This is a genomic window from Sporolactobacillus putidus (genome assembly GCF_014647035.1).
GTDB lineage: Bacteria > Bacillota > Bacilli > Bacillales > Sporolactobacillaceae > Sporolactobacillus > Sporolactobacillus putidus.
In genome coordinates this window covers 28,314-49,057 of the sequence record NZ_BMOK01000007.1, presented here as the reverse complement: position 1 = coordinate 49,057, position 20,744 = coordinate 28,314, and the positions used below count along the sequence as shown (strand labels likewise).

General features: G+C 46.3%; 18 protein-coding genes. 7 read left to right on the top strand and 11 right to left on the bottom strand.

The annotated features are described in order from the left end of the window. The first annotated feature begins 229 nt into the window (after window positions 1–229). Entirely contained in the window at window positions 230–469 is a 240-nt protein-coding gene (locus IEX81_RS09565) for an SHOCT domain-containing protein (protein ID WP_188802985.1), read from the top strand. 230 nt (window positions 470–699) lie between these two features. Next, entirely contained in the window at window positions 700–1,089 is a 390-nt protein-coding gene (locus IEX81_RS09560) for a DUF302 domain-containing protein (RefSeq protein ID WP_188802862.1), read from the top strand. Window positions 1,090–1,207: 118 nt separating this feature from the next. Here IEX81_RS09560 and IEX81_RS09555 read toward each other — a convergent pair whose 3' ends face one another. Next, a complete protein-coding gene (locus tag IEX81_RS09555) occupies window positions 1,208–1,720 on the bottom strand; it encodes a DUF2867 domain-containing protein (RefSeq protein WP_188802861.1) in 513 nt (170 codons plus the stop codon). A gap of 251 nt (window positions 1,721–1,971) precedes the next feature. Between IEX81_RS09555 and IEX81_RS09550 the strand changes: the two genes are divergently transcribed. Beyond that, a complete protein-coding gene (locus IEX81_RS09550) occupies window positions 1,972–2,829 on the top strand; it encodes an AraC family transcriptional regulator (RefSeq protein WP_188802860.1) in 858 nt (285 codons plus the stop codon). Between the two features lie 41 nt (window positions 2,830–2,870). On the opposite strand, the gene IEX81_RS09545 is transcribed toward IEX81_RS09550, so the two are convergent. Both IEX81_RS09545 and IEX81_RS09540 read right to left on the bottom strand, forming a co-directional pair. Next, on the bottom strand, window positions 2,871–3,290 hold the full coding sequence (locus tag IEX81_RS09545; RefSeq protein WP_188802859.1) for a DUF2000 domain-containing protein: 420 nt from the start codon (window positions 3,288–3,290) through the stop codon (window positions 2,871–2,873). Window positions 3,291–3,745: 455 nt separating this feature from the next. Further along, complete coding sequence (locus IEX81_RS09540; protein WP_188802858.1) at window positions 3,746–5,197, bottom strand: aminotransferase-like domain-containing protein; 1,452 nt, start codon at window positions 5,195–5,197, stop codon at window positions 3,746–3,748. 406 nt (window positions 5,198–5,603) lie between these two features. On the opposite strand from IEX81_RS09540, the gene IEX81_RS09535 reads away from it, so the two are divergent. Continuing rightward, window positions 5,604–6,224: a LysE/ArgO family amino acid transporter gene (locus tag IEX81_RS09535; RefSeq protein WP_188802857.1), complete on the top strand. Its 621-nt coding sequence runs from the start codon at window positions 5,604–5,606 to the stop codon at window positions 6,222–6,224. An 86-nt stretch (window positions 6,225–6,310) separates the two neighbouring features. On the opposite strand, the gene shc is transcribed toward IEX81_RS09535, so the two are convergent. Together shc and IEX81_RS09525 are read right to left on the bottom strand one after the other, a co-directional pair. Next, on the bottom strand, window positions 6,311–8,185 hold the full coding sequence (shc, locus tag IEX81_RS09530; protein ID WP_188802856.1) for a squalene--hopene cyclase: 1,875 nt from the start codon (window positions 8,183–8,185) through the stop codon (window positions 6,311–6,313). Between the two features lie 262 nt (window positions 8,186–8,447). Further along, window positions 8,448–8,729: a hypothetical protein gene (locus IEX81_RS09525; RefSeq protein WP_188802855.1), complete on the bottom strand. Its 282-nt coding sequence runs from the start codon at window positions 8,727–8,729 to the stop codon at window positions 8,448–8,450. 758 nt (window positions 8,730–9,487) lie between these two features. On the opposite strand from IEX81_RS09525, the gene IEX81_RS09520 reads away from it, so the two are divergent. After that, window positions 9,488–10,396: an AEC family transporter gene (locus IEX81_RS09520; RefSeq protein ID WP_188802854.1), complete on the top strand. Its 909-nt coding sequence runs from the start codon at window positions 9,488–9,490 to the stop codon at window positions 10,394–10,396. Window positions 10,397–10,553: 157 nt separating this feature from the next. Here IEX81_RS09520 and IEX81_RS09515 read toward each other — a convergent pair whose 3' ends face one another. Further along, window positions 10,554–10,991, bottom strand: coding sequence for an SRPBCC family protein (locus IEX81_RS09515; RefSeq protein WP_188802853.1), 438 nt, complete (start codon window positions 10,989–10,991; stop codon window positions 10,554–10,556). Window positions 10,992–11,341: 350 nt separating this feature from the next. On the opposite strand from IEX81_RS09515, the gene IEX81_RS09510 reads away from it, so the two are divergent. Continuing rightward, the gene (locus IEX81_RS09510) at window positions 11,342–11,989 is read left to right on the top strand and encodes a peroxiredoxin-like family protein (RefSeq protein WP_188802852.1); all 648 of its coding nucleotides are present in this window, start codon (window positions 11,342–11,344) and stop codon (window positions 11,987–11,989) included. Between the two features lie 178 nt (window positions 11,990–12,167). On the opposite strand, the gene IEX81_RS09505 is transcribed toward IEX81_RS09510, so the two are convergent. After that, entirely contained in the window at window positions 12,168–13,112 is a 945-nt protein-coding gene (locus IEX81_RS09505; RefSeq protein WP_188802851.1) for a DMT family transporter, read from the bottom strand. A gap of 158 nt (window positions 13,113–13,270) precedes the next feature. On the opposite strand from IEX81_RS09505, the gene IEX81_RS09500 reads away from it, so the two are divergent. Continuing rightward, on the top strand, window positions 13,271–14,185 hold the full coding sequence (locus tag IEX81_RS09500) for an AraC family transcriptional regulator (protein WP_188802850.1): 915 nt from the start codon (window positions 13,271–13,273) through the stop codon (window positions 14,183–14,185). A 184-nt stretch (window positions 14,186–14,369) separates the two neighbouring features. Here the strand turns inward: IEX81_RS09500 and IEX81_RS09495 are convergent, their stop codons facing one another. The 4 genes from IEX81_RS09495 to IEX81_RS09480 all read right to left on the bottom strand — a co-directional run bounded on the left by IEX81_RS09495 (window position 14,370) and on the right by IEX81_RS09480 (window position 20,673). Beyond that, window positions 14,370–14,858, bottom strand: coding sequence for a disulfide oxidoreductase (locus IEX81_RS09495; protein WP_188802849.1), 489 nt, complete (start codon window positions 14,856–14,858; stop codon window positions 14,370–14,372). Window positions 14,859–15,132: 274 nt separating this feature from the next. Continuing rightward, window positions 15,133–16,911, bottom strand: coding sequence for an acyl-CoA dehydrogenase FadE (locus tag IEX81_RS09490; protein WP_188802848.1), 1,779 nt, complete (start codon window positions 16,909–16,911; stop codon window positions 15,133–15,135). 67 nt (window positions 16,912–16,978) lie between these two features. Next, window positions 16,979–18,163 carry an acetyl-CoA C-acyltransferase gene (locus IEX81_RS09485; RefSeq protein WP_188802847.1) on the bottom strand — a complete coding sequence of 395 codons (1,185 nt, stop codon included), beginning with the start codon at window positions 18,161–18,163 and terminating at the stop codon, window positions 16,979–16,981. A gap of 32 nt (window positions 18,164–18,195) precedes the next feature. Continuing rightward, window positions 18,196–20,673 carry a 3-hydroxyacyl-CoA dehydrogenase/enoyl-CoA hydratase family protein gene (locus IEX81_RS09480; protein ID WP_188802846.1) on the bottom strand — a complete coding sequence of 826 codons (2,478 nt, stop codon included), beginning with the start codon at window positions 20,671–20,673 and terminating at the stop codon, window positions 18,196–18,198. Window positions 20,674–20,744: the final 71 nt, after the last annotated feature.

Here is a 20,744-nt window from a genome sequence, read left to right as displayed (position 1 = left end):
CCTATTTCACCATTTTGAAAAAGTTCGCTCCATCAGGGCAGAACGATTAAGAAATCTGCTGAGCATCGTTTTGATCACTTTTTCTACACAATTTCTTTACAATTTATCAGTATAATAATTAGAGAACCAGTGAAAGGTATGCCGGGCCGGCTTCGTTTTCATTGATCATTAACACCGGGAGACATGCCTCAAAACACTTTAATCAAGAAAAGAAAGGTTCGTGAGGACTATGTATGGATGGAATGGCGGAATGATGGGCGGCTGGGGATTTGGATTCGGCTGGCTGCTGCAATTGCTGTTCTTTATTGTCGTTATTTATCTGGCGGTTGTTCTGATTAAAAGATTGAATGTGCCTCCAAATTTCGAAAAACGGGAAAATCGCAGCGAAGAAATATTAAAAGAACGGTTTGCTAAAGGCGAGATAACAGAAGAAGAATACAAAAAAATGAAAGAAGTTCTGAAGAACTGAAAACGCTCGCTTGCCGGCTCTGTACCGCCCCTTTTCCAAAGCGGGCGGTTTTTCCAATTATCCGAAATTTAAATGGGCGATTACAGGTGATTGGATTTAATCGGAGCACCCGTACCACTCAGGGACAGGAAAAGGAGCAGTTTTATTGACAGTGAAATCGAAATGCTCTACTATACCCTAGTGGGTATAGTAGAGCGATCACCATAATCTATCAGCGAGGAGATTATTTTATGGATTTTCACTATTCAGTGACGACAGATAAAACGATTGATGAAGCGATTTCGGCGCTCGAGCAGAATTTGAAGAAAAACAAATTCGGCATTCTCTGGCACCTCGACCTTCCTGCAAAACTTCAGGGAAAAGGGGTGAACAGCTACACATCCCCTTTTCATATTTTTGAAGTTTGCAATCCCGCCGAGGCTGCAAAAGTGCTGAACTACAATCCACTGGCCGGTTATTTTCTGCCTTGCAAGATCACGGTTTATGAATGTGAGGGAAAGACAAAACTCGGGCTCCCGAAACCGACAGCGATGATCGGATTACTGAACGATCCTGATTTAAAAACGGTGGCGGAGAAAGTAGAAGGAATCCTTACCGGTGTTCTCGAAGATAGTAAATAAGCAGTGATTGATGGCGTTAAGAACTATACGGTGCATCATTTAAATCCGATAACAAACAGAGACGACAACCCTTTTGGCTTGTCGTCTCTTATTTTATCGCCTGATCGTTTTATGTCTTCTAACTGCGCCGCATCATGTTTGTCAACATGGCAGGTACGATCGCTTTGTGAATTCTTTTAACGATGAAAAAGTAGAGTCTGCCCAGCCAATTATGGAAAAACACGACGGTCGAAACAGAGACATATTTGACCTCATCTGCTTCGCTTAGCAAAATGGACACCCGGAAATCCAAATGACGATCATCTTCCCCGAGCAATACCTCATGAGAATCCCTGTCTATTACGCGAAAGATCCCTACCCTGCTTCCCTGCTCCAATGTGATATTTTTACGTTCGGAACGGCTCGACGTCTTTAATCCGATAAATCCGACTAAGCGGTCACGTACCTTCATCATTTGGGAAACCCAGGAAGGAACAGAAGTCAGAAACAATCGCGTGAGCGACGCGACATCACCAATAGATTCAGCAGAAAATGCGGCCTTATACGAATCTGAATAGTGTATGCTCGGAAGCGACCGGACTGCCAAGGAATTTTCAGGAACCGATACCTTCTCAATTTTATCAGCGGTCATAATATGTCTCCTCCTTTGAAGTCTTTGCATCCAGTTTTGTTCGGAGCTGCTGCTTCCACTGGGCTTCATACCCATTTAAACGTTAAATTCTTAATCACATGCCGTATAAATCCCTTCTTCCCTTTTCGGTAATTTTATGAGATAACTGACAGTGTTAGAGACAGCTAAACAGAACGTATCTGTGACCATTATCCGTCAATTCCCTGCTAACCCGCAAACATGAAGTTCAATTTAAAATAAGGATGAGTAGAATGGACGACATTCGCTATTTGTCAGATGCGGATCAAACGATTGAAATAAAAAAATGCAGCAATCGGCTTCATACATCAAGGACTCATTTTCATGATGAGGTGTCCATCGGCTTGATCGAGCGGGGAAGCTGCCTTGCCGAGATCGGCGGTCAATCTTTTCACCTGACCGATCGGACACTTTTAATCATTCCAGCCGGATCTGTCCATCATTGTCTTCCATTGAACAGTAATAACTGGCAGTTCCGGATGGCTTATGTGAATAAAATCCGGTTCGGCAGGATGTGCGATGGCAGGATCAAAGCTGGAATAATCTATGACGATCTTAATCAAAGCAAATTTTCATACCTGATCCGTTGGTTCCGTTATCTTGAAATAAATCTGACAGTCGGCAATGAAGAATCTGAATCTTTGGCGGCTCTGTCAAATTTCATCGATTTGTACCAGCGAAATTTCAAAAAACAGCCGATTCAGCGGCCGGATTCTGAAAAAATAGACAAAACAAGGCAATATCTTAATCGCAACTATCGAACGGCGATCACAATCGATGAACTATCGGAACTCGCGGGTATGGACAAATACAGTTTGATCAGAAGGTTTCATGAACGGGTCGGCATGACGCCGCAAAAATATTTAATTAACCTGCGCATCAATTTTGCTAAAAAACTGCTTCGGAGCCGTAAAACCATTGCTGATATCGCCGCAGAGTGCGGATTCTACGATCAGAGCCATTTTACCAAGTCATTCAAGGCCTATGCCGGCGTTACACCAATAATTTATCGAAGGGGCCTTTTGGGCACAATATCCTCGGCTATAGAAAAAGATAAAAACGACCCAGCCGGTTCAACCGGCTGGATCTAAATGAAACTTTTGTTTAAAGAAAGCTCCTGCTGCAGCGTAAGCTACTTGAGCATCGGGAGGCTCCCGGTCAAATGATTGACGGCCTTTTTCTCCCCGTACAGGCATAGCCCGAGATAGCTTAGATCATCGGCCGATGCGGCAGCCATTTTATCTGCGTAATCCTCATAGTCTTTGCTCCGCTGGGCGATATCATTGAAGCTGATCAGCGTAATCGCTTCACTGTATTGTTCTCGGATCGTGTGATACAATTCTTTCAGACCATCTTTTGTAGAAGAGAGGATCGGAATCGGAATTTGCACAATTCCTCGATGCATGGTGCCGCTTCCGTCAGCTACAATTCTGCCCACGATCTCGCCCTGATCCTTGCCTAAAGTACATCCCAAAATGGCTGCCGCATTGGCAACTAATCCTAACGGCAATTGATGATTGATGACCATCACACACTTTTTTGACTGATTCATTCTTTTACCTCCCATTGTCATTAACCCATAGTTTATCGGCGTTAAGAAACACGGGATAGTAAAAAATTGATCAGGATTGTATTAAGACAGATTTTCTCAGAGTATCTATAGCTCATTTTCTCATATTCAGATCACCCTATTTACACAATTTTACGGACTTAACTCGACGGTCTCCCTTTTCGTAGAAGCAATGGATAAGGAAAGTACTGCTGCCGGTACTTTTTTCATGATTAGTGTTAGTCTTCTTACCCTTCTGCTGATTGTATTATGCTAATGAAATTCAACCGCTGGCAAGTACCATTGTGGATATTGACAAAGGACACTGGGAAATTTATTGTAACAAGGGCTCAGAAGGTATTTAAAAGTAAATAAAATTCATTTAGGTTTAAGAGAAATGTTCCTCAAGAAATAATCTTCCTGTAAAAACGCTTTAAACAGAAAAAATCATCCGCTTTTCAAGTTATCTTTTCTCCCCCGGCCAGTTCCATCACCAATTTTCTCAGTATACGAATGGCTTTCTTCATCTCTTCTGATGCTGCATAGGCGTAGGAAAGGCGTAAATATTGCCGGGCACCTCGATCATACATAACTCCGGGATTGAGTAAAATCCCGTGCCGCAAAGCCTCTTCAAAAAGCAGATGCGGATCGATCTTCGGCACCAGCTTCAGCCAGACATAAAACCCGCCCGTCGGTATCCGCCAGGCGGCGATGTCTGAAAAATATTGGTCTAATAATTCAGCGAGATCATCGCGGCGTGCTTTCAATTGTTCCCGAACAAAACAGGCATGCTCTTCGTACAGCCCCGTCCTCAGAGATTCCTCGGCCGCCCATTGCGACAGAGAGCTCGCTCCATAATCGCTCTGCATTTTAATGTCGGCCAGACGGTCGATGACCGGTGCAGGACCGACAACCCATCCGATCCGAAGACCTGGGCTTAAAATTTTTGACAGACTGCCTATGTAGAGTACGTTGCCCGACTGATCCATTCCTTTCAGTGTACATGGCGGCGGAGCATCAAGCCAGAGATCGCGATAGACGTCATCTTCAATGATCGGGAGCCGCTCCCTTCCGCATTCCAAGAGCAGCTCTCTTCTCCTCTTTTCAGTCATCACAACGCCTGTCGGATTATGAAAAGAAGGAATGGTGTATACGATGGAACCCTGATACTGTTTCTTATAATCACTCAGCTTTTCCGGCCGCATGCCGTCCGAGTCAATCGGCAGGCCGACAAAACGCATACCGAGAGACTGAAAAACATGGATAGAGTATAAATAGGACGGTTTTTCCAAGATTAGCGTTGATCCATGATCCAGAAGTCCGATTGAAATCAGCTGCAGGGCCTGGAGCGCACCCGATACGACGAGAATGGATGAGAGCTCGGTTTGGATTCCGATAGCCATCAAATGACGGGAAATTTCTTCGCGAAGACGGATATCCCCTTTAGGCTCCTGATAGCCGAGTGAGAGCAATCCGGACGGCGCATTTTTTAGCAAACCGGCAAATCTTTCATTGGGCAGCAGGGCAGGACTCAGTTCGCCTGTTCCCATTCTGATCATACCTGGATAGAATTCGGCCTCATTGATTTTCCTGATCATCGGAAGATTAGATTTGTAGCGGCCAGCCTCGACGTAATTTCCCCAATCTGCGGGTTTCCTCCGGGCAACGAGACCCCACGTATTATTGATCACTTTCGTACCGCCGCCGTGCCTCCCCTCGATCAATCCAAGCGCAGCCAATTCTTCCAGAGCCGTTATAACCGTGCTGCGATTAACTGCAAGACTGTCAGCCAGCGATCGCTGTGAGGGCAGTTTCGTCCCTACCGCCCACTCTCCACTGCTTATCTTCTTTTTTATGTAATTTTCCACTTGCCGATGCAGCGGAATGGTCGAATTCCGGTCAAGTTCCACGACATTTTCTCCTCAGAGCTTTTTTTATAATCGCCGGTTCGGAATGATAATGAACCCAAAATGGCTGGCAGTCTTCTGCCGGTACTATCCACTATCACCTGTTTATTCCAACTGTTATCCTATATTATCACAATTTGGATGGCTGATCCTTCTTCATTTGGCGGGTGACTTAAATAATTTTACTGAGAAAATAGATTAGAAAACTTGGCTTCGCCAAGCCTTTGACGCAGGTGAAGCCTTAGTTGCGACGGCCATGGATGGCCAAGTGCCGAACAGGCCGCAGGACGCGGCGCTTTTGTTCGGCCGCTTATACTATAATCCTTAAAAATTTTATGCTTTCTTATAGTATAAAGAAACATTCGCACTCTTTCCTATCAGATCATTTAAAAACTTAGGAGGCTTTCCCATGCTGCTCGCAGTCATTCACGGTTTCATTCTCTCATTTGGACTCATTTTGCCGCTCGGCGCGCAAAACATCTTTATTTTTAATCAGGGGGCACGATCCAGGCACCTAACAGGAGCCCTGCCGTCAATCCTTACCGCCTCACTCTCGGACACGCTGCTCATTTTCCTGGCAGTGGCAGGTGTTTCGCTTGTCATCTTGTCTTTTCCGTGGCTCCAGAATATTTTTCTTGCCGCGGGATTAATTTTTCTGGTCCGGATCGGATTTTCCATCTGGAAGGACTCATCCGAGAAAAGGGAAAACCATTCCCCCCGTCTGACGGTAAAAAATCAGATGATTTACGCTCTGTCTGTCTCGATCCTGAATCCGCATGCCGTTCTGGATACAATCGGTGTCATCGGCACCAATGCACTTCATTATTCGGGGAGTATAAAATGGGCTTTTGCGGCAGCCTGCGCCTCCGTTTCATGGCTCTGGTTCTTCGGACTCGCCCTAACCGGACATCTGACCGGAAAAATGGATCAGGGAGGAAGAGTCTTGGTTATCATCAACAGACTGTCCGCCCTGATGATCTGGCTGATTGCATTGTACATTGCCGCCATTTTAGTACAAACCTTGTTATGATGCGGTTTAATAACTTCTTCATACTGAATCGACTCGGCGGATTCATTGCCTCCCAAGAAAAGAAAGGGTCAGAAAAAAGAACTTGCCTATCCAAATTTTTTCTGGAAACGAGTCAATGCCAGCAACGGCCAGATAAGATGATAGCTGTGGTAATGAATGTAAAACGCTCCGGCCATGCCCCTTCCCATCGGGTAATTCGCAGTCCAGTCCGGTTGTACACCTGCATTAATGAGGAATTGAATGCCCCGTTCTATTTCGGGTGTCACGGCAGCGGAACTTGAGATCAGCGCGTCCAGCGCCCAGGCTGTATGTGTTCGTGTGCTGACCCTAAGCGGCACGTAATGTTTTTTCAAGTCGCTCATACACGATTCGCCCCATCCTCCATCCGGATTCTGGATCCCCCGCAGCCACTCGGCCGCTCTTCGGACCGCAGAATGTTCCGACGGCACACCCGCTGCTGCCATGCCGGTCACAGCCCCCCAGGTTCCGTAAATAAAACAGATACCCCAGCGGCCAACCCAGGACCCATCTTTTTCTTGGTTATGGAGCAGCCAGTTGATCCCCCGGTTTATCAGCGGATCATGAATGTTAAGATCGGTGCAATTCCCGAAGAAGTTCAATACCCTTCCCGTTAAATCAGGTGACGACGGGTCAAGAAGAATGTCTTCCGGCTGCTCAATCGGCAGCCAGGCCAGATACGGTTTATTGATCTCTTTTTCGAAGGCCGGCCACCCGCCGTCACTGTTCTGCATCGATACGAGCCATTTTATCCCGCGTTCCCACGCCTGACTAAATGTCCCCTCTTCCCGTGCAGCGAATCGAATGGACCGAAGGACGGCAGTCGTGTCGTCCACATCCGGATTAATCGTATTCATATTGGAAAATCCCCAGCCCCCCGGACGTGCGTCCGAATTATGGATCGACCAGTCCCCGAATTTCGTATGCTGGCGTTCTAGCAAATATTGATTGGCCCTGCGGATTATTTCTGATGAATGAGCCATGCCCGCTTCCTGCAATGCGCAGCTTATCAGCGCCGTATTCCAAACCGTTGCAGTCGTATATTGGACATGTATGTCCCCTTCAATCCGGCAAGTCATTGACGTTAGGCCTTGAACCGCTCTTAAAATGACTGTATCTCTCTTTGAGTAACCGCGGGCCAATAAAGCAAAAATCATGAGAAAAGTCGCGCTGAAATAGCATTCAAGTGTCCCGTCCGGTTCAATTCTCTTCAGCATATACTGTTCCGCTTGCTCCAGAGCTTTTCTATGGGCCGAATCCACCTGGCCGGCAAGAACCTCCGCCCAATGTTCGACCAAATCTGTTACGGGCTGCCATGGATCGATATCCGGACGGTCGGCGCCGGTTCCCCTGTACGTGTACAAATCCGACAAATCGGGTGACTGACTCGTTTTAATGCTGAAGCGGTTGTCTGAAAGTATAAGGATCGGGGCAAAATTAGCCCGAGTAAACACAGATAAATCAAAAAAACTCACGGGAAATGAGGCTGGAAAAAGGATGGCTTCAACTGGAATTTGAAAAAGATCGGACCAGTCATATTGTCCGAGTATAGCCAGCATGATTTTCGTAAATGTATTTGTTTGTCTCACGCCGCCCTTAGTGCGTATAAAACGCTTTGCCGCCTGAATACGGGCATCATCCATTTTCAGGCGGCCTGAATGAAGAAGCGCAACATAGGCTTCCACTGTTGCGGAGAGATTGCCGTCCGTCTCGTCATGAAATAGCTTCCACGATCCATTCTTCTCCTGTTTCTTCAGGATGCGTTCAACAAGCGATTGAACGAGAGCCTCATCCCGAATCTCCAGTACCCGAAGCAAAATAATAAAATAACAATCTGTAACAATTCCCGTTTCAAAAGGATAGTTCCATGAGCCATCCGGCAACTGTTCTTTGAGCAATAGACGCACAATGCGATTGATTTCAGCTGACACATCGGCTGCCATAGCTGTCCCCCTCTCTCCGCAAATGCATTTTTATAAACATATTTAGAAGAGCTCCCGGACATTCATCTGACCGGAAAAGGGAAGGCTGTCCAACATCTTGCGGCAGGGGGTGGCTCCTATCATCCGGGTTCCGTGGTTTACCGGTACGAGTTCAGTTCCAATTTCAAGGGTTTACCTGCTGGATTTTTACTTCTTCCGGCAAGGTTCCGTCCTGTAAACCAATCCAAAAAAGGGCCGGTTCACCCGGCCCGTTCTTCCATTTTTATTCATTTTCCTCAATGAAAAAGTTTGTTAAAACATCTTCCTCAGACTCTTCGAGACTGGATGGCGTAAATACCCATGGTTCTCCGGTTCCTCCGATTAAGCGGAACAGCGCAACAATTAGTGCCAGGCGAATGAGCAGGCGTACTATCCGGCCTCTGATTCTCGTACGCAAAATCAGAAAATCAGTCCCAACAGATAAAAGAGTGCCTCTGAACGTGCCGTGTACGGTAATCACTTCAACTCTTTTTCCGATAAGCGCATGAAGGTCTTTTCCATTCATACTTTTCCCTCCCTTCGTGATTCCTTATTACCAGTTAATGCGTGTTCAGAAAGAAAAGCTTAGACAAGACTCATAAAAGCATGCGGAATTGAAAATAAATAGTGAAACCGTCGATAAACGAATAGGTTAGATTACAGCATTTCTTAAAAGCCATACGGAACGGTCTGCCCAAAAGGAAGAATAATAATGTCGATGAAATAGTTAAACTGATCGTACCGTCTCCTTATGTTAGATCTCAGTTGGATTGAACAAAACAATGAAAAGTGAGGCGGATTTTCTTTATTCGGTGACCATTGACGCCATTTAATCATCATCTTAACAGTCGGAAACCGTTTTCTATCTGTTCATAGGCGCGCATAGCTGGACAATCGCCAGTAAAGAGCGGAGAATCTACAGTAATGGGTTGAGAAATAACAGTAAAGAACAAAGAATCTTCAGTAACCCTCAAAGAATCAACAGTAACCGGCCAGAAATCAATAAGTGTGAATAGTCAGAACTCATGTTAGGCTTTTTCGCTGCGAACTGCCCGAATGAACATGGAGCAGGACGATAATCTTTAGTTGTCGATTCGCTATAATTCAGGACGTATTTGCTAGAGCGAGCGGGATAATCATAATCGTTAAAAAGGGTTTACGCTGGCCGTCTAGCGAGTTAGACTGATTTAAAGTGGAGACAGCGACTTTCCTCGAAACATCCTTCCATTATCCATTTACAAAAGTGATGCAACAAACATACGCCTTAGTCCCGGAGGAACCTTCATGTACGCCTATCTCCATCTTCTGATATCTATTACCGTTCCGATCATTATGATCTGTACCTGCGGTGTACTGCTTCAGAAGCGCCGTCCCGTCGATACAAAGCTTCTTGCGGACATCACTCTATATATACTGGCCCCCGCACTTATTTTATCTGCACTGTCGGGATCTCATTTGCAGGGGGGAAACGTTCTTCACATTGTTTTATTCACATTGGTCATGACCGTTTTGCAGTGGGGGCTGGCTGTTTTCACTTCCAGGTGTGCCCGTCTGCCGGAAAACGCAACCCGTGCTTTAACCCTGACCACGCTTTTCAGCAATGCAAACAATTACGGACTGCCCGTGCTGCTTCTGGCTTTTGGCCGCCAAGGCTTTTCTTTGGGCGCCGTTTACGTGATCGGCCAGATCATTCTCGTAAATGTTCTCGGCATGTATGTCGCTTCACGTTCCAGCATGAACGGAAAACAGGCGCTGGAACATATCTTTAAATCTCCGATCATTTATGCCTGTCTTGTCGGGATTGTCCTGGACGTGCTGCATCTGCCGCTGCCGCCCGGAACAGATACTGCCGTTCAGATGCTCGGCACAGCATACCCGACGCTTGTGCTTTTGATTCTGGGCATCAAACTGGGGAATACAAAGTTATCAGGGCTGCACCGTCGCGATGTGTGGCTGGGTGTCATGTTACGAATTGCGGCCGTTCCTGTCCTCGCAAAACTGGTGCTGTTTGTGCTCGGGATACACGGGTTGCTCGCTTCTGTTCTGTTTGTGGAAATCAGCATGCCGGCTGCCATTAACACGGTCACGCTAGCAGAAAAATTCGACGGAGAAACGCAGCTGGTCTCCCTGATTGTTTCCATCACAACGGTTCTCAGTTTCGTTTATCTGCCGCTGCTGATCAGTTTGGGTTAACGAATGGATCAGAAACCGAATTATGGTGATTACCGGTTCTTTAGACGGATCTCCAAACCACACCTTTTGCTATTGATAAAGAATAAACGCGGAATTCATCCATTACGATGTCATTCCGCGCTTGTTTTGACGAAAAGCAAGAAAAATGTAAAGCTATTTAATGCTGTTTCTCCAAGTATGTTTTCATATTCGAAAGATTGGCGACCTCAAGCTGCATCTGCTTATTGATCATCGGATCCATGAGCCTTGCGATTCCGGTTGGCGTCAATGACAGGGTGAACGTAACCTTTGTTGATGTCCCCTCATCATTAAAGTCATAATTTCCGCTTGGTCTAGCCGGTCCCGAGACAACCTTAAACGCAATATTGTTATTCGTTTCACAGCCGGTTATCTCGTAATCTCCGCTGATTTTTTTCCCAAAAGGGCCCTTCATACTCTGAATAAACTTTGTTCCGACGGCAACACTTTCATCGGTTTCCTTTTTGACCTCTATGACAGAAGGCCTCCAAAATTTATTATTTTCTCCGTTTAAAATAAAATCATACACTTCATTGACCGGCCTGTTGATGGAAACCGTAAACTGTGCATACGCCATGAATGGTGCCTCCATTATTTTTTCTAAACTATAATTTATAGATTGACAACTTCTATTGCAAACCTGCTCGAACAATTTTTCAATCACACGCGCTCACGAAATAAATTTTCTCATGTTTTCCAGGTGTTAGCAACATTTTCCAAGAAAAACTTGGTCTTTGACGACAGCCTGAGCCTTAGTTTTTCTTATACTAGACACCTCTAATCTTTTATATTTTCTTATTTGTACAAGAAAATACAGAGACCGGGGAAAATTTTTTTTAGATTAAAATTTCGTTCAAGTCAAATTCATAGAAATCCGGTCTGGTTTTCATTAAAATAAGGGTATTGATAAATTTAGGAGGTTCCAAAATGGCTTCACTAATTGATGAAATCAATGAATATAAAGCTTCCTCCAGTAAAAAAGCGTCACCTGAGAAGAAGCGGATTAATGCGCAGGCAATCAAGAAGCTGGAAGAGTCCGGAATCGCGAAAGGCCTGAAGAAGGGCGATCACGCCCCGGATTTTACACTGCCTGACGCGACCGGCCGCAATATCTCCCTGTCGGATCAACTTGCCAAAGGCCCGGTTATCCTTTCATTCTATCGCGGCGGCTGGTGCCCCTATTGCAATCTCGAACTCAGAGCCTATCAGCGGGCACTGCCTGAAATTAAAAACGCGGGTGCTCAGCTGATCGCAATCAGCCCGCAGACACCTGATGCTTCCCTTTCAACAAAGGAAAAAGATGAACTGGAGTTTTTTGTATTAAGCGATGAAGGCGGAGAAGTGGCTAAGGCGTATGATCTGCTATTCAAATTGCAGGATGAACTGATCGAGCTCTACAAAAAGTCTGGGATCGATTTGCCTGCCCATAATGGGAACGAGAACTGGGAACTGCCGAAGCCGGCGACTTTTGTTGTCGATCAAAGGGGAACGATCGTATTTTCCCATGTCGATTCGGACTATAAGAACCGAACGGATCCGGAAGAGGTCATCGGTATTGTCAAGGCTCTGCGATAAGGGCAAAACAATTTAAAGAAAAGGACAAGTACTCCCCTCCTCTCTTTAAGAGTCGGGGGGCTGTTTTTTGTTGGAATTTTCAATAACTAATGACAAAATCGTTATTGCTCGGAAAGTCCGTCCCTCTAAAGAAAGCCAGGCAAACTGAGACATCCCTATCAATACGATTGGATTGCTTTTAAGACATTGCGGAAGCGTGTTTATCTTTCATGGATAAAATGAAAATTGTACTCATAATAAAAAGTGCTCCCACATAATCAAAAAAACCGAAGGGAATACGAAGCCATATTACCGATAACAACGCAGCAGACAAAGGTTCGGCAGTTGCGAGCACACTCGTTTCAGAGGCACTTAAATAGTTCAGGCTCTCCAGGTAGCAAAAGAAAGCGATCAATGTCCCGAAAATAATAATAAAGCCGATAGATACAATGGAAGAAAAAGTAAATCTGCCCGTCATCATCCATAGAGGATGAATAAAGCTCAAACCCGCTCCTCCAATCAGCATCCCCCAACCGACAACAACAATAGATCCCCATTTGTGAAGAAGCTTCCGAGGCTGAAGTGTGTAAAATGCTGCAGCAAAAGCCGAACACAAGCCCCAAAACAGAGTTAAGACAGAGACCGACAAACGATGAACGCTGCCGTGAGTCACTAACAAGAACGTACCGAAAACTGCTAAACTAACAGCCATTATTTCTTTGAATTTAGGCAGTCTTCGGAGGCTAAACGCCAGGTAACAGGTTATAATCACAGGACCCAAACTCTGAAGAACGGTTGCTGTTGCCGCATTGCCGTTCTTAATCGCTGCAAAATAGGCGTACTGAACACCCAGCATCCCGAATAAACCAAATAGTATAATACTTATTCTTCCGCTTTTATCTTTCCAAATACCCCATATCTTTGCTTTTTCTTTATTGTAATTAACTCCGAGCAGCAGGAGTCCGGACAACAATAGTCTTAATACGGTTAACCATTCCACGTTTATTTTTAAATTTTGAAATAAAAATTGAGCGACAGTTCCGGAAACGCCCCATAGAATCGCCCCTGTTAAAACAAGTGCCATTCCTGTGATCCTGGAGTAACTGTTATTCCTATAAAGAATTTTTTTCTCTGGTCTCCCCATACTCATCCCATCTTCATCTAACTGAGTTATATTTTCTAATGATCGTGTTGAAAAACTTCGCTTCATTACTGAAAACATAATATAATTATATTGATAGTTAACGTTTTTTCTACAAAAATATTAACCTATAGTAGTGTTATATTGACCGAGGCGACAACATGGAGAAAAAAGAGATACCTATTGACGAAAATCACAAGGAAACAACATTGCATGGAAGTTATGAATTCCCGATGGCTGTTTATGTGGATCAACTCGATAAAAATGTCTTAGGATTCGTCAACTGGCACTGGCATGACGAAATTCAGTTTTCACTGGTGACCAAAGGAGAAGTGGAGTTTTGGGTTAATCAAAAAGCATATGCCTTAAAATCAGGCCAGGGTATTTTTATCAACAGCGGGTGCCTGCACCGATCAAAGCCGGTATCAAAGCCAGACAGCACTTTTATTTGTCTGGACATCGCTGTTAAAATGCTGTCATTCTTCCAAGGCAGTGCCATTGAGCAAAAGTATGTGAAACCTTATCTGAAACTTGAAGGTTTTTCCGCGGTCACATTGGACAATAAAGTGGAGTGGCAAAAAATCATATTAACAAAAATAAAAGATGTTTATCAATTTTATACCCAAAAAGCTTATGGATATGAACTCGACATATGTATATCATTAGCAGCTATTTGGAAACTGCTTATTTCAAATCAGAATGGATTGAGATCAGAAACGAATGCGAATGAGTACATCGATCAGCAGAGAATAAAAACAATAATGTCCTATATACATGCCCATTATATGGAAAAAATAACACTTCAGGAGATAGCAGCTATCGCTCATATCAGCAAAGGAGAATGCTGCCGCTTTTTTAAACGGATTGTAAAATGCACGGTGTTCGACTATATCGTGAACTACCGGATCAATAAAAGCATAGAGCTGCTGTGGGCAACAGATATGACTGTAAGCCAGATTGCCGGGTTTGTAGGATTTGGAAGTACAAGTTACTATATTGAGCGTTTTAAGAAGCAAGTTTCATGTACACCCAGAGAATATAGAGTGCTCCATGTAAACTTGCCCGTTGTTCAGTAACACATTGCCTCACCTGATGAAACAATGGCTTTTTATACGGCGCTTCTCTCTTCCCATCCGCCGGTCCCCCTGTTATGTTTCTCAAAAACGGCAACAGATCGCATGGAACCCGCTGCGCATGACAGATCTTTTTGCAGCCGATTCAGCTCAGTTTTCGGCTCGGCTCTGAAAGCAAAAAACAAGATCAGGCTTTTTCCTCTGACCGTTTCTCTTTCAACGCTTTTTCTTTTGAAGAACCCGGATGATATTCGGATGAACTTGTTCTCATTAGAAGCATGGATAGTGTAATGAGAAAAAAGGCCGTTCCCGACATAAAAGGAATCGTAACAAAACCTAAAACGGAAAAATCCTGATCGGTGCACGGATCGGCGACCGAACATGTCCGGACGTAGTATAGGTCCGGAAAAAGCTGGATCGTATAATGGTATGAAGCAATAATGAAACCCAAGATTGAAATGGGAAGGATATACTTCCTGATTAAAAAATCTTTTCTAAAATAAGCGATACCCAGAATAATCGTCAGCGGATACATTAAGATTCTTTGATACCAGCAGAGCGTGCAAGGTATTAAATGTCTGACTTCACTGAAATACAAGCTCCCGCAGGTGGCGGCAATCGCCGCCATCCATGAGAAGAACAATAACAAGCGATCGGATAAACCCTTCCTGCCCATTTTTATCATCTCCATAATTAAAGATCGCGATCTGATTGATACGAAAAAGCATGAATGCACCAAAACTCTCTCTCCTGTTCATTTTACTCAACGTTCTATCTAAATTGCACCGTAAAGAAAATACTTAACTCGGAGATCAATCAGTGTACCGCACTTTCTCTTTCATTCGGTCGATCCATCACGCGTAAAAGCGCAAAAATAACCGGCGCAAAAGGAGTCATTTTTACGCCGGTTTCATGTATTTTGACAGACTTTCTGGAACACCGCACCTCTTTTAAATGCTATAGCTCTCTTTTTCTGCCACCCGTTTCCCGATGCGTTTTTTTACCGTCATAGAATCGATCGGCACCCGGCGTGTTAATTTTTCTAAAACAGCCAGTCTCTGAAGCAATGAATCTCCTTCTTCAATATGAGCCAGCGTTTCTTTGGCAAGGCACCCGATTTTTTCAATTCCTTCATTAACAAACACCCGCATCATATCCAGACCGTTTTCCGCCTTTTCCTGCCCCAGTTTCTCATGACGTTTCATGGAGCGCAGAAAAACACTGTCCATGGCATAAATTTGGATGATCATATCACTGAGATGGCTCATCACCTGTTGCTCCAGCTGCAATTGCCGGTCATACTTTCTAATCGCGAGCCCGAGAACGAATAAGAGGATCTTCTTCGCCGAAGATACGACATAAGCTTCCGGTTGCAGGCTGCCGTCTCCTGTTTTTTTCTGCAGCAAATCGTGAATTTCGGATTCCAGCGTGCCCAGTTTTCTGAGCAGCGGCAGTTCGCCTCTTTCCGCTTTCTTCAGAAGGGTACCAATAATCAGCAATCGATTAATCTCGTTCGTTCCTTCAAAAATGCGGTTGATTCTGGAGTCCCTGTAAATCCGCTCGATTTTGTAATCCTGGGTGTAACCGTATCCGCCGTGAATCTGCACACCCTCATCGGCAACGAAATCCAATGCTTCGGAACCAAACACCTTGTTGATGGAACACTCAATCGCATACTCGGACATACCTTTAGCCGACTTCAGTCCCGCGTCCGGACTGCTGTAATCGAGATCTTTCAATGAGTCGTCAATCAGTCCTGCCGTGCGGTAAACCATGCTTTCCAGAGCGTAAGCCTTCGTATTCATGTCGGCAAGCTTTTGGCGAATCAACGGAAAAGAAGAGAGCGGCCTCTGAAATTGTTTCCGTTCATTTGCGAATTTCGCTGAAATCCTGATGGCCTCCTTTGACGCGCCGAGCGCCCCGGCGGCCAGTTTGAAACGTCCGATGTTTAAAATATTGAAGGCGATGATATGGCCCTTTCCCGGTTCGCCAAGCAGATTTTCCACCGGAACTTTGACATCCTCGAGAATGACCGGCCGGGTTGAAGAACCTTTAATCCCCATCTTTTTTTCTTCCGGTCCGAAACTGACGCCCTCCATCGAACGCTCAACGAGGAAAGCTGAAAAATCCTTTCCGTCGATTTTGGCGTAGACGGTGAACAGATCGGCAAACCCCGCGTTCGTGATAAACTGTTTCTGTCCGTTCAAAAGATAATACGTCCCGTCCTCGGAAAGCTTCGCCGTTGTTTTTGCGCTGAGAGAGTCCGAACCCGAAGAGGGTTCCGTCAGGCAGTAAGCCGCAAGTTTCGTTCCGCTTGCCAGATCGGGCAGATACTTTTCCTTTTGCTGCTTGTTCCCGAAAAAAACGATGGGAAGCGTTCCGATACCCGAATGCGCCGAGGCGGATAAAGAAAATGAGGATCCCCTGACCAGTGATTCGGTAATCAAAGTGGAACTTACCTTGTCCGCGCCCAAACCACCGAAAGATTCCGGCACATCCGCACCAAGCAGCCCGAGTGCTCCCGCTTTCCGAAGTAAATTCACTGTCAGGTCATAATCCAGATTTTCGATCTGTTTGTCGTTCGGGGCGACCGACTTATCGATAAAGTTCAGGGTTGTTTCCGCAAACATGCGCTGTTCTTCAGAAAAATCTTCGGGTGTCAGTACCCCGGCCGCATCCGTTTCTTCGATTAAAAAGTTTGCACCCGTTCCTTTGCTCTTTAAGACCATCCTTCAACTCTCCCTTCAAAATGTTTGTCGCAATGGGCCCGCAGCAGCGGCAACTATCACTGCGGATTTAAGGGGCGTGCACTTCAAAAATACCGGCCGCACCCATCCCGCCGCCGATGCACATCGACACCACACCGAATCCGCCTCCCCGTCGCCTCAGCTCATAGATCAGACTGGAAGTCAATTTGGCGCCTGTGCAGCCAAGCGGATGACCCAGGGCAATTGCTCCGCCGTTTACATTCACTTTTTCCTCATCAAGTGCCAATTCGCGAATCACCTGCAGGCACTGAGAGGCGAACGCCTCATTGATTTCAAACAGAGCAATGTCTTCCAAAGCCAGGCCGGCCAGCTTCAGTGCTTTGGGGATGGCTTTGACCGGTCCGATTCCCATGATTTCCGGCTCCACACCGGCAACGGCGAACGAACGAAAAGTGGCGAGCGGTTGTAAGCCGAGGATCTGTGCCTTCTCTTTACTCATAACAACAGCGGCTGCGGCACCGTCACTCATTTGCGATGCGTTACCGGCAGTCACGGATCCCGCAGCCGAAAACGAGGGGCGCAAAGTCGCCAGCTTTTCTACAGAAGTATCCGGACGCACGCCTTCATCTGCAGCGAATGTAAACTCTTTATTCCGCAGACCTCCATTTGCATCGATCCCTTTGAGCTGCGTATGAACCGGAGTAATTTCTTCTTTGAACTTTCCATTTCTGATGGCAGCCGCAGCTTTTTGGTGGCTCGAAACGGCAAACCGGTCCTGATCCTCCCGGCTGATTCCGAACCGTTCCGCCACATTTTCCGCTGTATGGCCCATGCTGATGTATAGTTCGGGCATCTCTTCCACGATCTTCAGATGAGGCGACGGCTTGAAACCGCTCATCGGAACTTGGCTCATACTTTCCACGCCGCCGGCCACGATGACGTCCGAATAGCCCAGCATAATCCGTTCAGCGGCAAACGCGATGGCCTGCAGCCCCGAGGAGCAGAAGCGGTTGATGGTCAGAGCCGGTACGATCTCAGGAAAACCGGAGTAGAGCGAAATGATTCGGGCGACATTCAGCCCTTGCGGCCCCTCCGGCATCGCGCAGCCGATGATGATATCCTCCACATCTTTTTTCTCTAGACCGGGAGCGCGATCGATCACGGCGTCCAGAACCGTTTTACCAAGATCTTCCGGTCTTGTTTGTGCCAAGCTTCCTTTTTTCGCTTTGCCTATGGGCGTCCTTGCGACTGAGACAATTACGGCTTCGTTCATTCTCTTCACCTCTATCGTTTCATCTTGAACCGTCAGTTTCGCAGCGGCTTCCCTTTAACAAGCATGTGCTGAATCCGATCCTGTGTTTTTGTTTCACCGCACAGACTGAGGAATGCCTCCCTTTCTAGATCAAGTAAGTATTGTTCCGTTACTAAAGCGCCTGAAGGAACATTTCCGCCTGAAAGAATGTGTGCCAGTTTGCCGGTAATGATGCGATCATAATCGCTGATGTAACCGCCCCGGCGCATGTGGTAAGTGCCTAAGAGAAGCAAAGCCTTTCCGCTTTCTCCGATGACCTTGATTTTTTCTTCCCTGGGCGGTACATAACCGAGGGCATCTAGAGATAAAACTGTTTTCTTGGCTTCATATATCAGGTCATCCCTGCTGGCGATCACACGGTCGGTTTTTCTCAACCATCCGATTTTTTTCGCCTCATAGGCGCTGGTTGATACTTTTGCCGTTCCGATCATTTCGAACGGTCTGTTTACAAAAGGCTGCAGATCCGCTTCCGGATAATCTTTAATGACTTCCGCCGCGCGAAGAGCCATCTCCTTGCAGCCGCCCCCGGCGGGGATGAGACCCACTCCCGTTTCGACCAGCCCGGCGTATGTCTCCGCAAACGGATTGACTTGATCTGCGGCGAGGCACACTTCAACGCCGCCTCCCAGTGTCATCTGATGCGGTGCGGCGACCACCGGTTTTTCAAGATATTTTAACCGCAGCAAGGTGTCCTGAAAGGTGTGGATCATTCTGTCGATTGCCGGCCAATCTTTATTTGCCGCGTAACCCAGCAACTGCTTGAGATTGGCTCCGACGCAGAAATTCTTTCCTTCATTGGCGATCACGAGTCCTTTGAAACGGCTTCTTACCTCGTCCATGGTTTTTTCCATCATCTCAATGATCTCGTCGCCGATCGCGTTATTCGGCGAATGGAATTCCAGACAGACTACGCCGTCTCCAAGGTCGATCAGACTCGCGCCGTTGTTGGACAGGATGATTTTGTTTTGCGTTTTCAGAGACTGAAGCGAAATAGAGTCCGAAGTTTGCTCGAGCGCCGTATACTGCTGCCTCGCCGGTTGGATTTGGACAGCTTCCCTTCGTTTTTCCCATAATTCGTCCGGCTGAACGGCGGATTCATCGGGGACGGTTTGAAAATGATAGATTCTGCCTTCCTGCCATTTATAAAATGAATGATGACCGGCGGCGATCCATTCTTTAACCCATTCGGGTATCGTGAGACCTTCCGCTTCCATGCGTGAAACGGAGGCTTCAAGTCCAATCGCATCCCACGTTTCGAAAGGGCCCAGTTCCCAGTTGAAGCCCCACTTCATCGCCCGGTCGATTTCCACTATAGAATCCGATATTTCACCCAGTTTTTCCGCTGAGTAGAGCAGCATTTTTTTCGTCACGGTCCATGCTAGTTTCGAAAACCGGTCGTCGCCGTTGATCAAAGCTCTGATTCTTTCCCGGGTTCCCCTGATCTTAGCAACTGTGGCCAGAGTCGCTGAAGCGATTTTCTGACGCGGCTTATAGTCCATGGAATCGATATCAAGCGCCAGGATCTCTTTTCCCTTTTTCGTCGGAACACTTTTATAGAAGCCCTGCCCGCTTTTGGCTCCGTTCCATCCAAGGGCGACCATTTCGCGCAAGTATTCAGGAACGGTAAAAACGGTCTTCTCTGTTTCGCCTGAAACGTTGTCATGTACGTTTTGCGCGACATGGATAAACGTATCGATGCCCACTACATCAAGGGTTCGAAGCGTAGCGCTCTTCGGGCGGCCCATAGCGGGTCCCGTTATAGCATCGATCTCATCCACACTGTACCCTGCATTGCTCATCTCCTGCAATGTAACAAGAAGACCATACGTTCCAATACGATTACCGATGAAGTTCGGTGTATCTTTGGCCCTGACAACACCCTTCCCAAGCGTTTTATTGCAAAAGGAGGACATAAAATCCACGATTGCCGGATCCGTCTCCTTCCCCGGGATTATTTCCAGCAGTTTTAAATAGCGCGGAGGATTAAAGAAATGTGTTCCCAAGAAGTGCCGTTTGAATCCATCACTCCTTCCCTGTACCATTTCATTGATGGAAATTCCGGAAGTATTGGAACTGACGATGGTTCCCTCCCGCCAGTTTCTTTCTACCTTCTCAAGCAGATTTTTTTTGACTGCCAAGTTCTCTACGACGACTTCGATAATCCAGTCAACCTTTTTTAACTGCTCTAGATGATCTTCAATATTTCCCGGAGTGATCAGATCCGCGAAGCTGCTGTCATATAAAGGAGCCGGCCGGTGTTTCTTCAAACCGGCGACAGCCGACGAGGCCAGGCGGTTCCTTACCTCCGGATCCGTCAAACTCAGCCCTTTGGCAGCTTCTTCGGGGGTTAATCGATCCGGTACAATGTCCAGCAGCAAACAAGCGATCCCTGAGTTTGCCAAATGTGCGGCGATCCCTGATCCCATCACCCCGGACCCGATAACCGCTGCTTTGCGTATCATCCGACTCATGAATTCTCCTCCCGTTCCTTCCGTCTCTTTTCATTTTTCACCGATCAGCTTAACGTACGCCAGCTTTTATC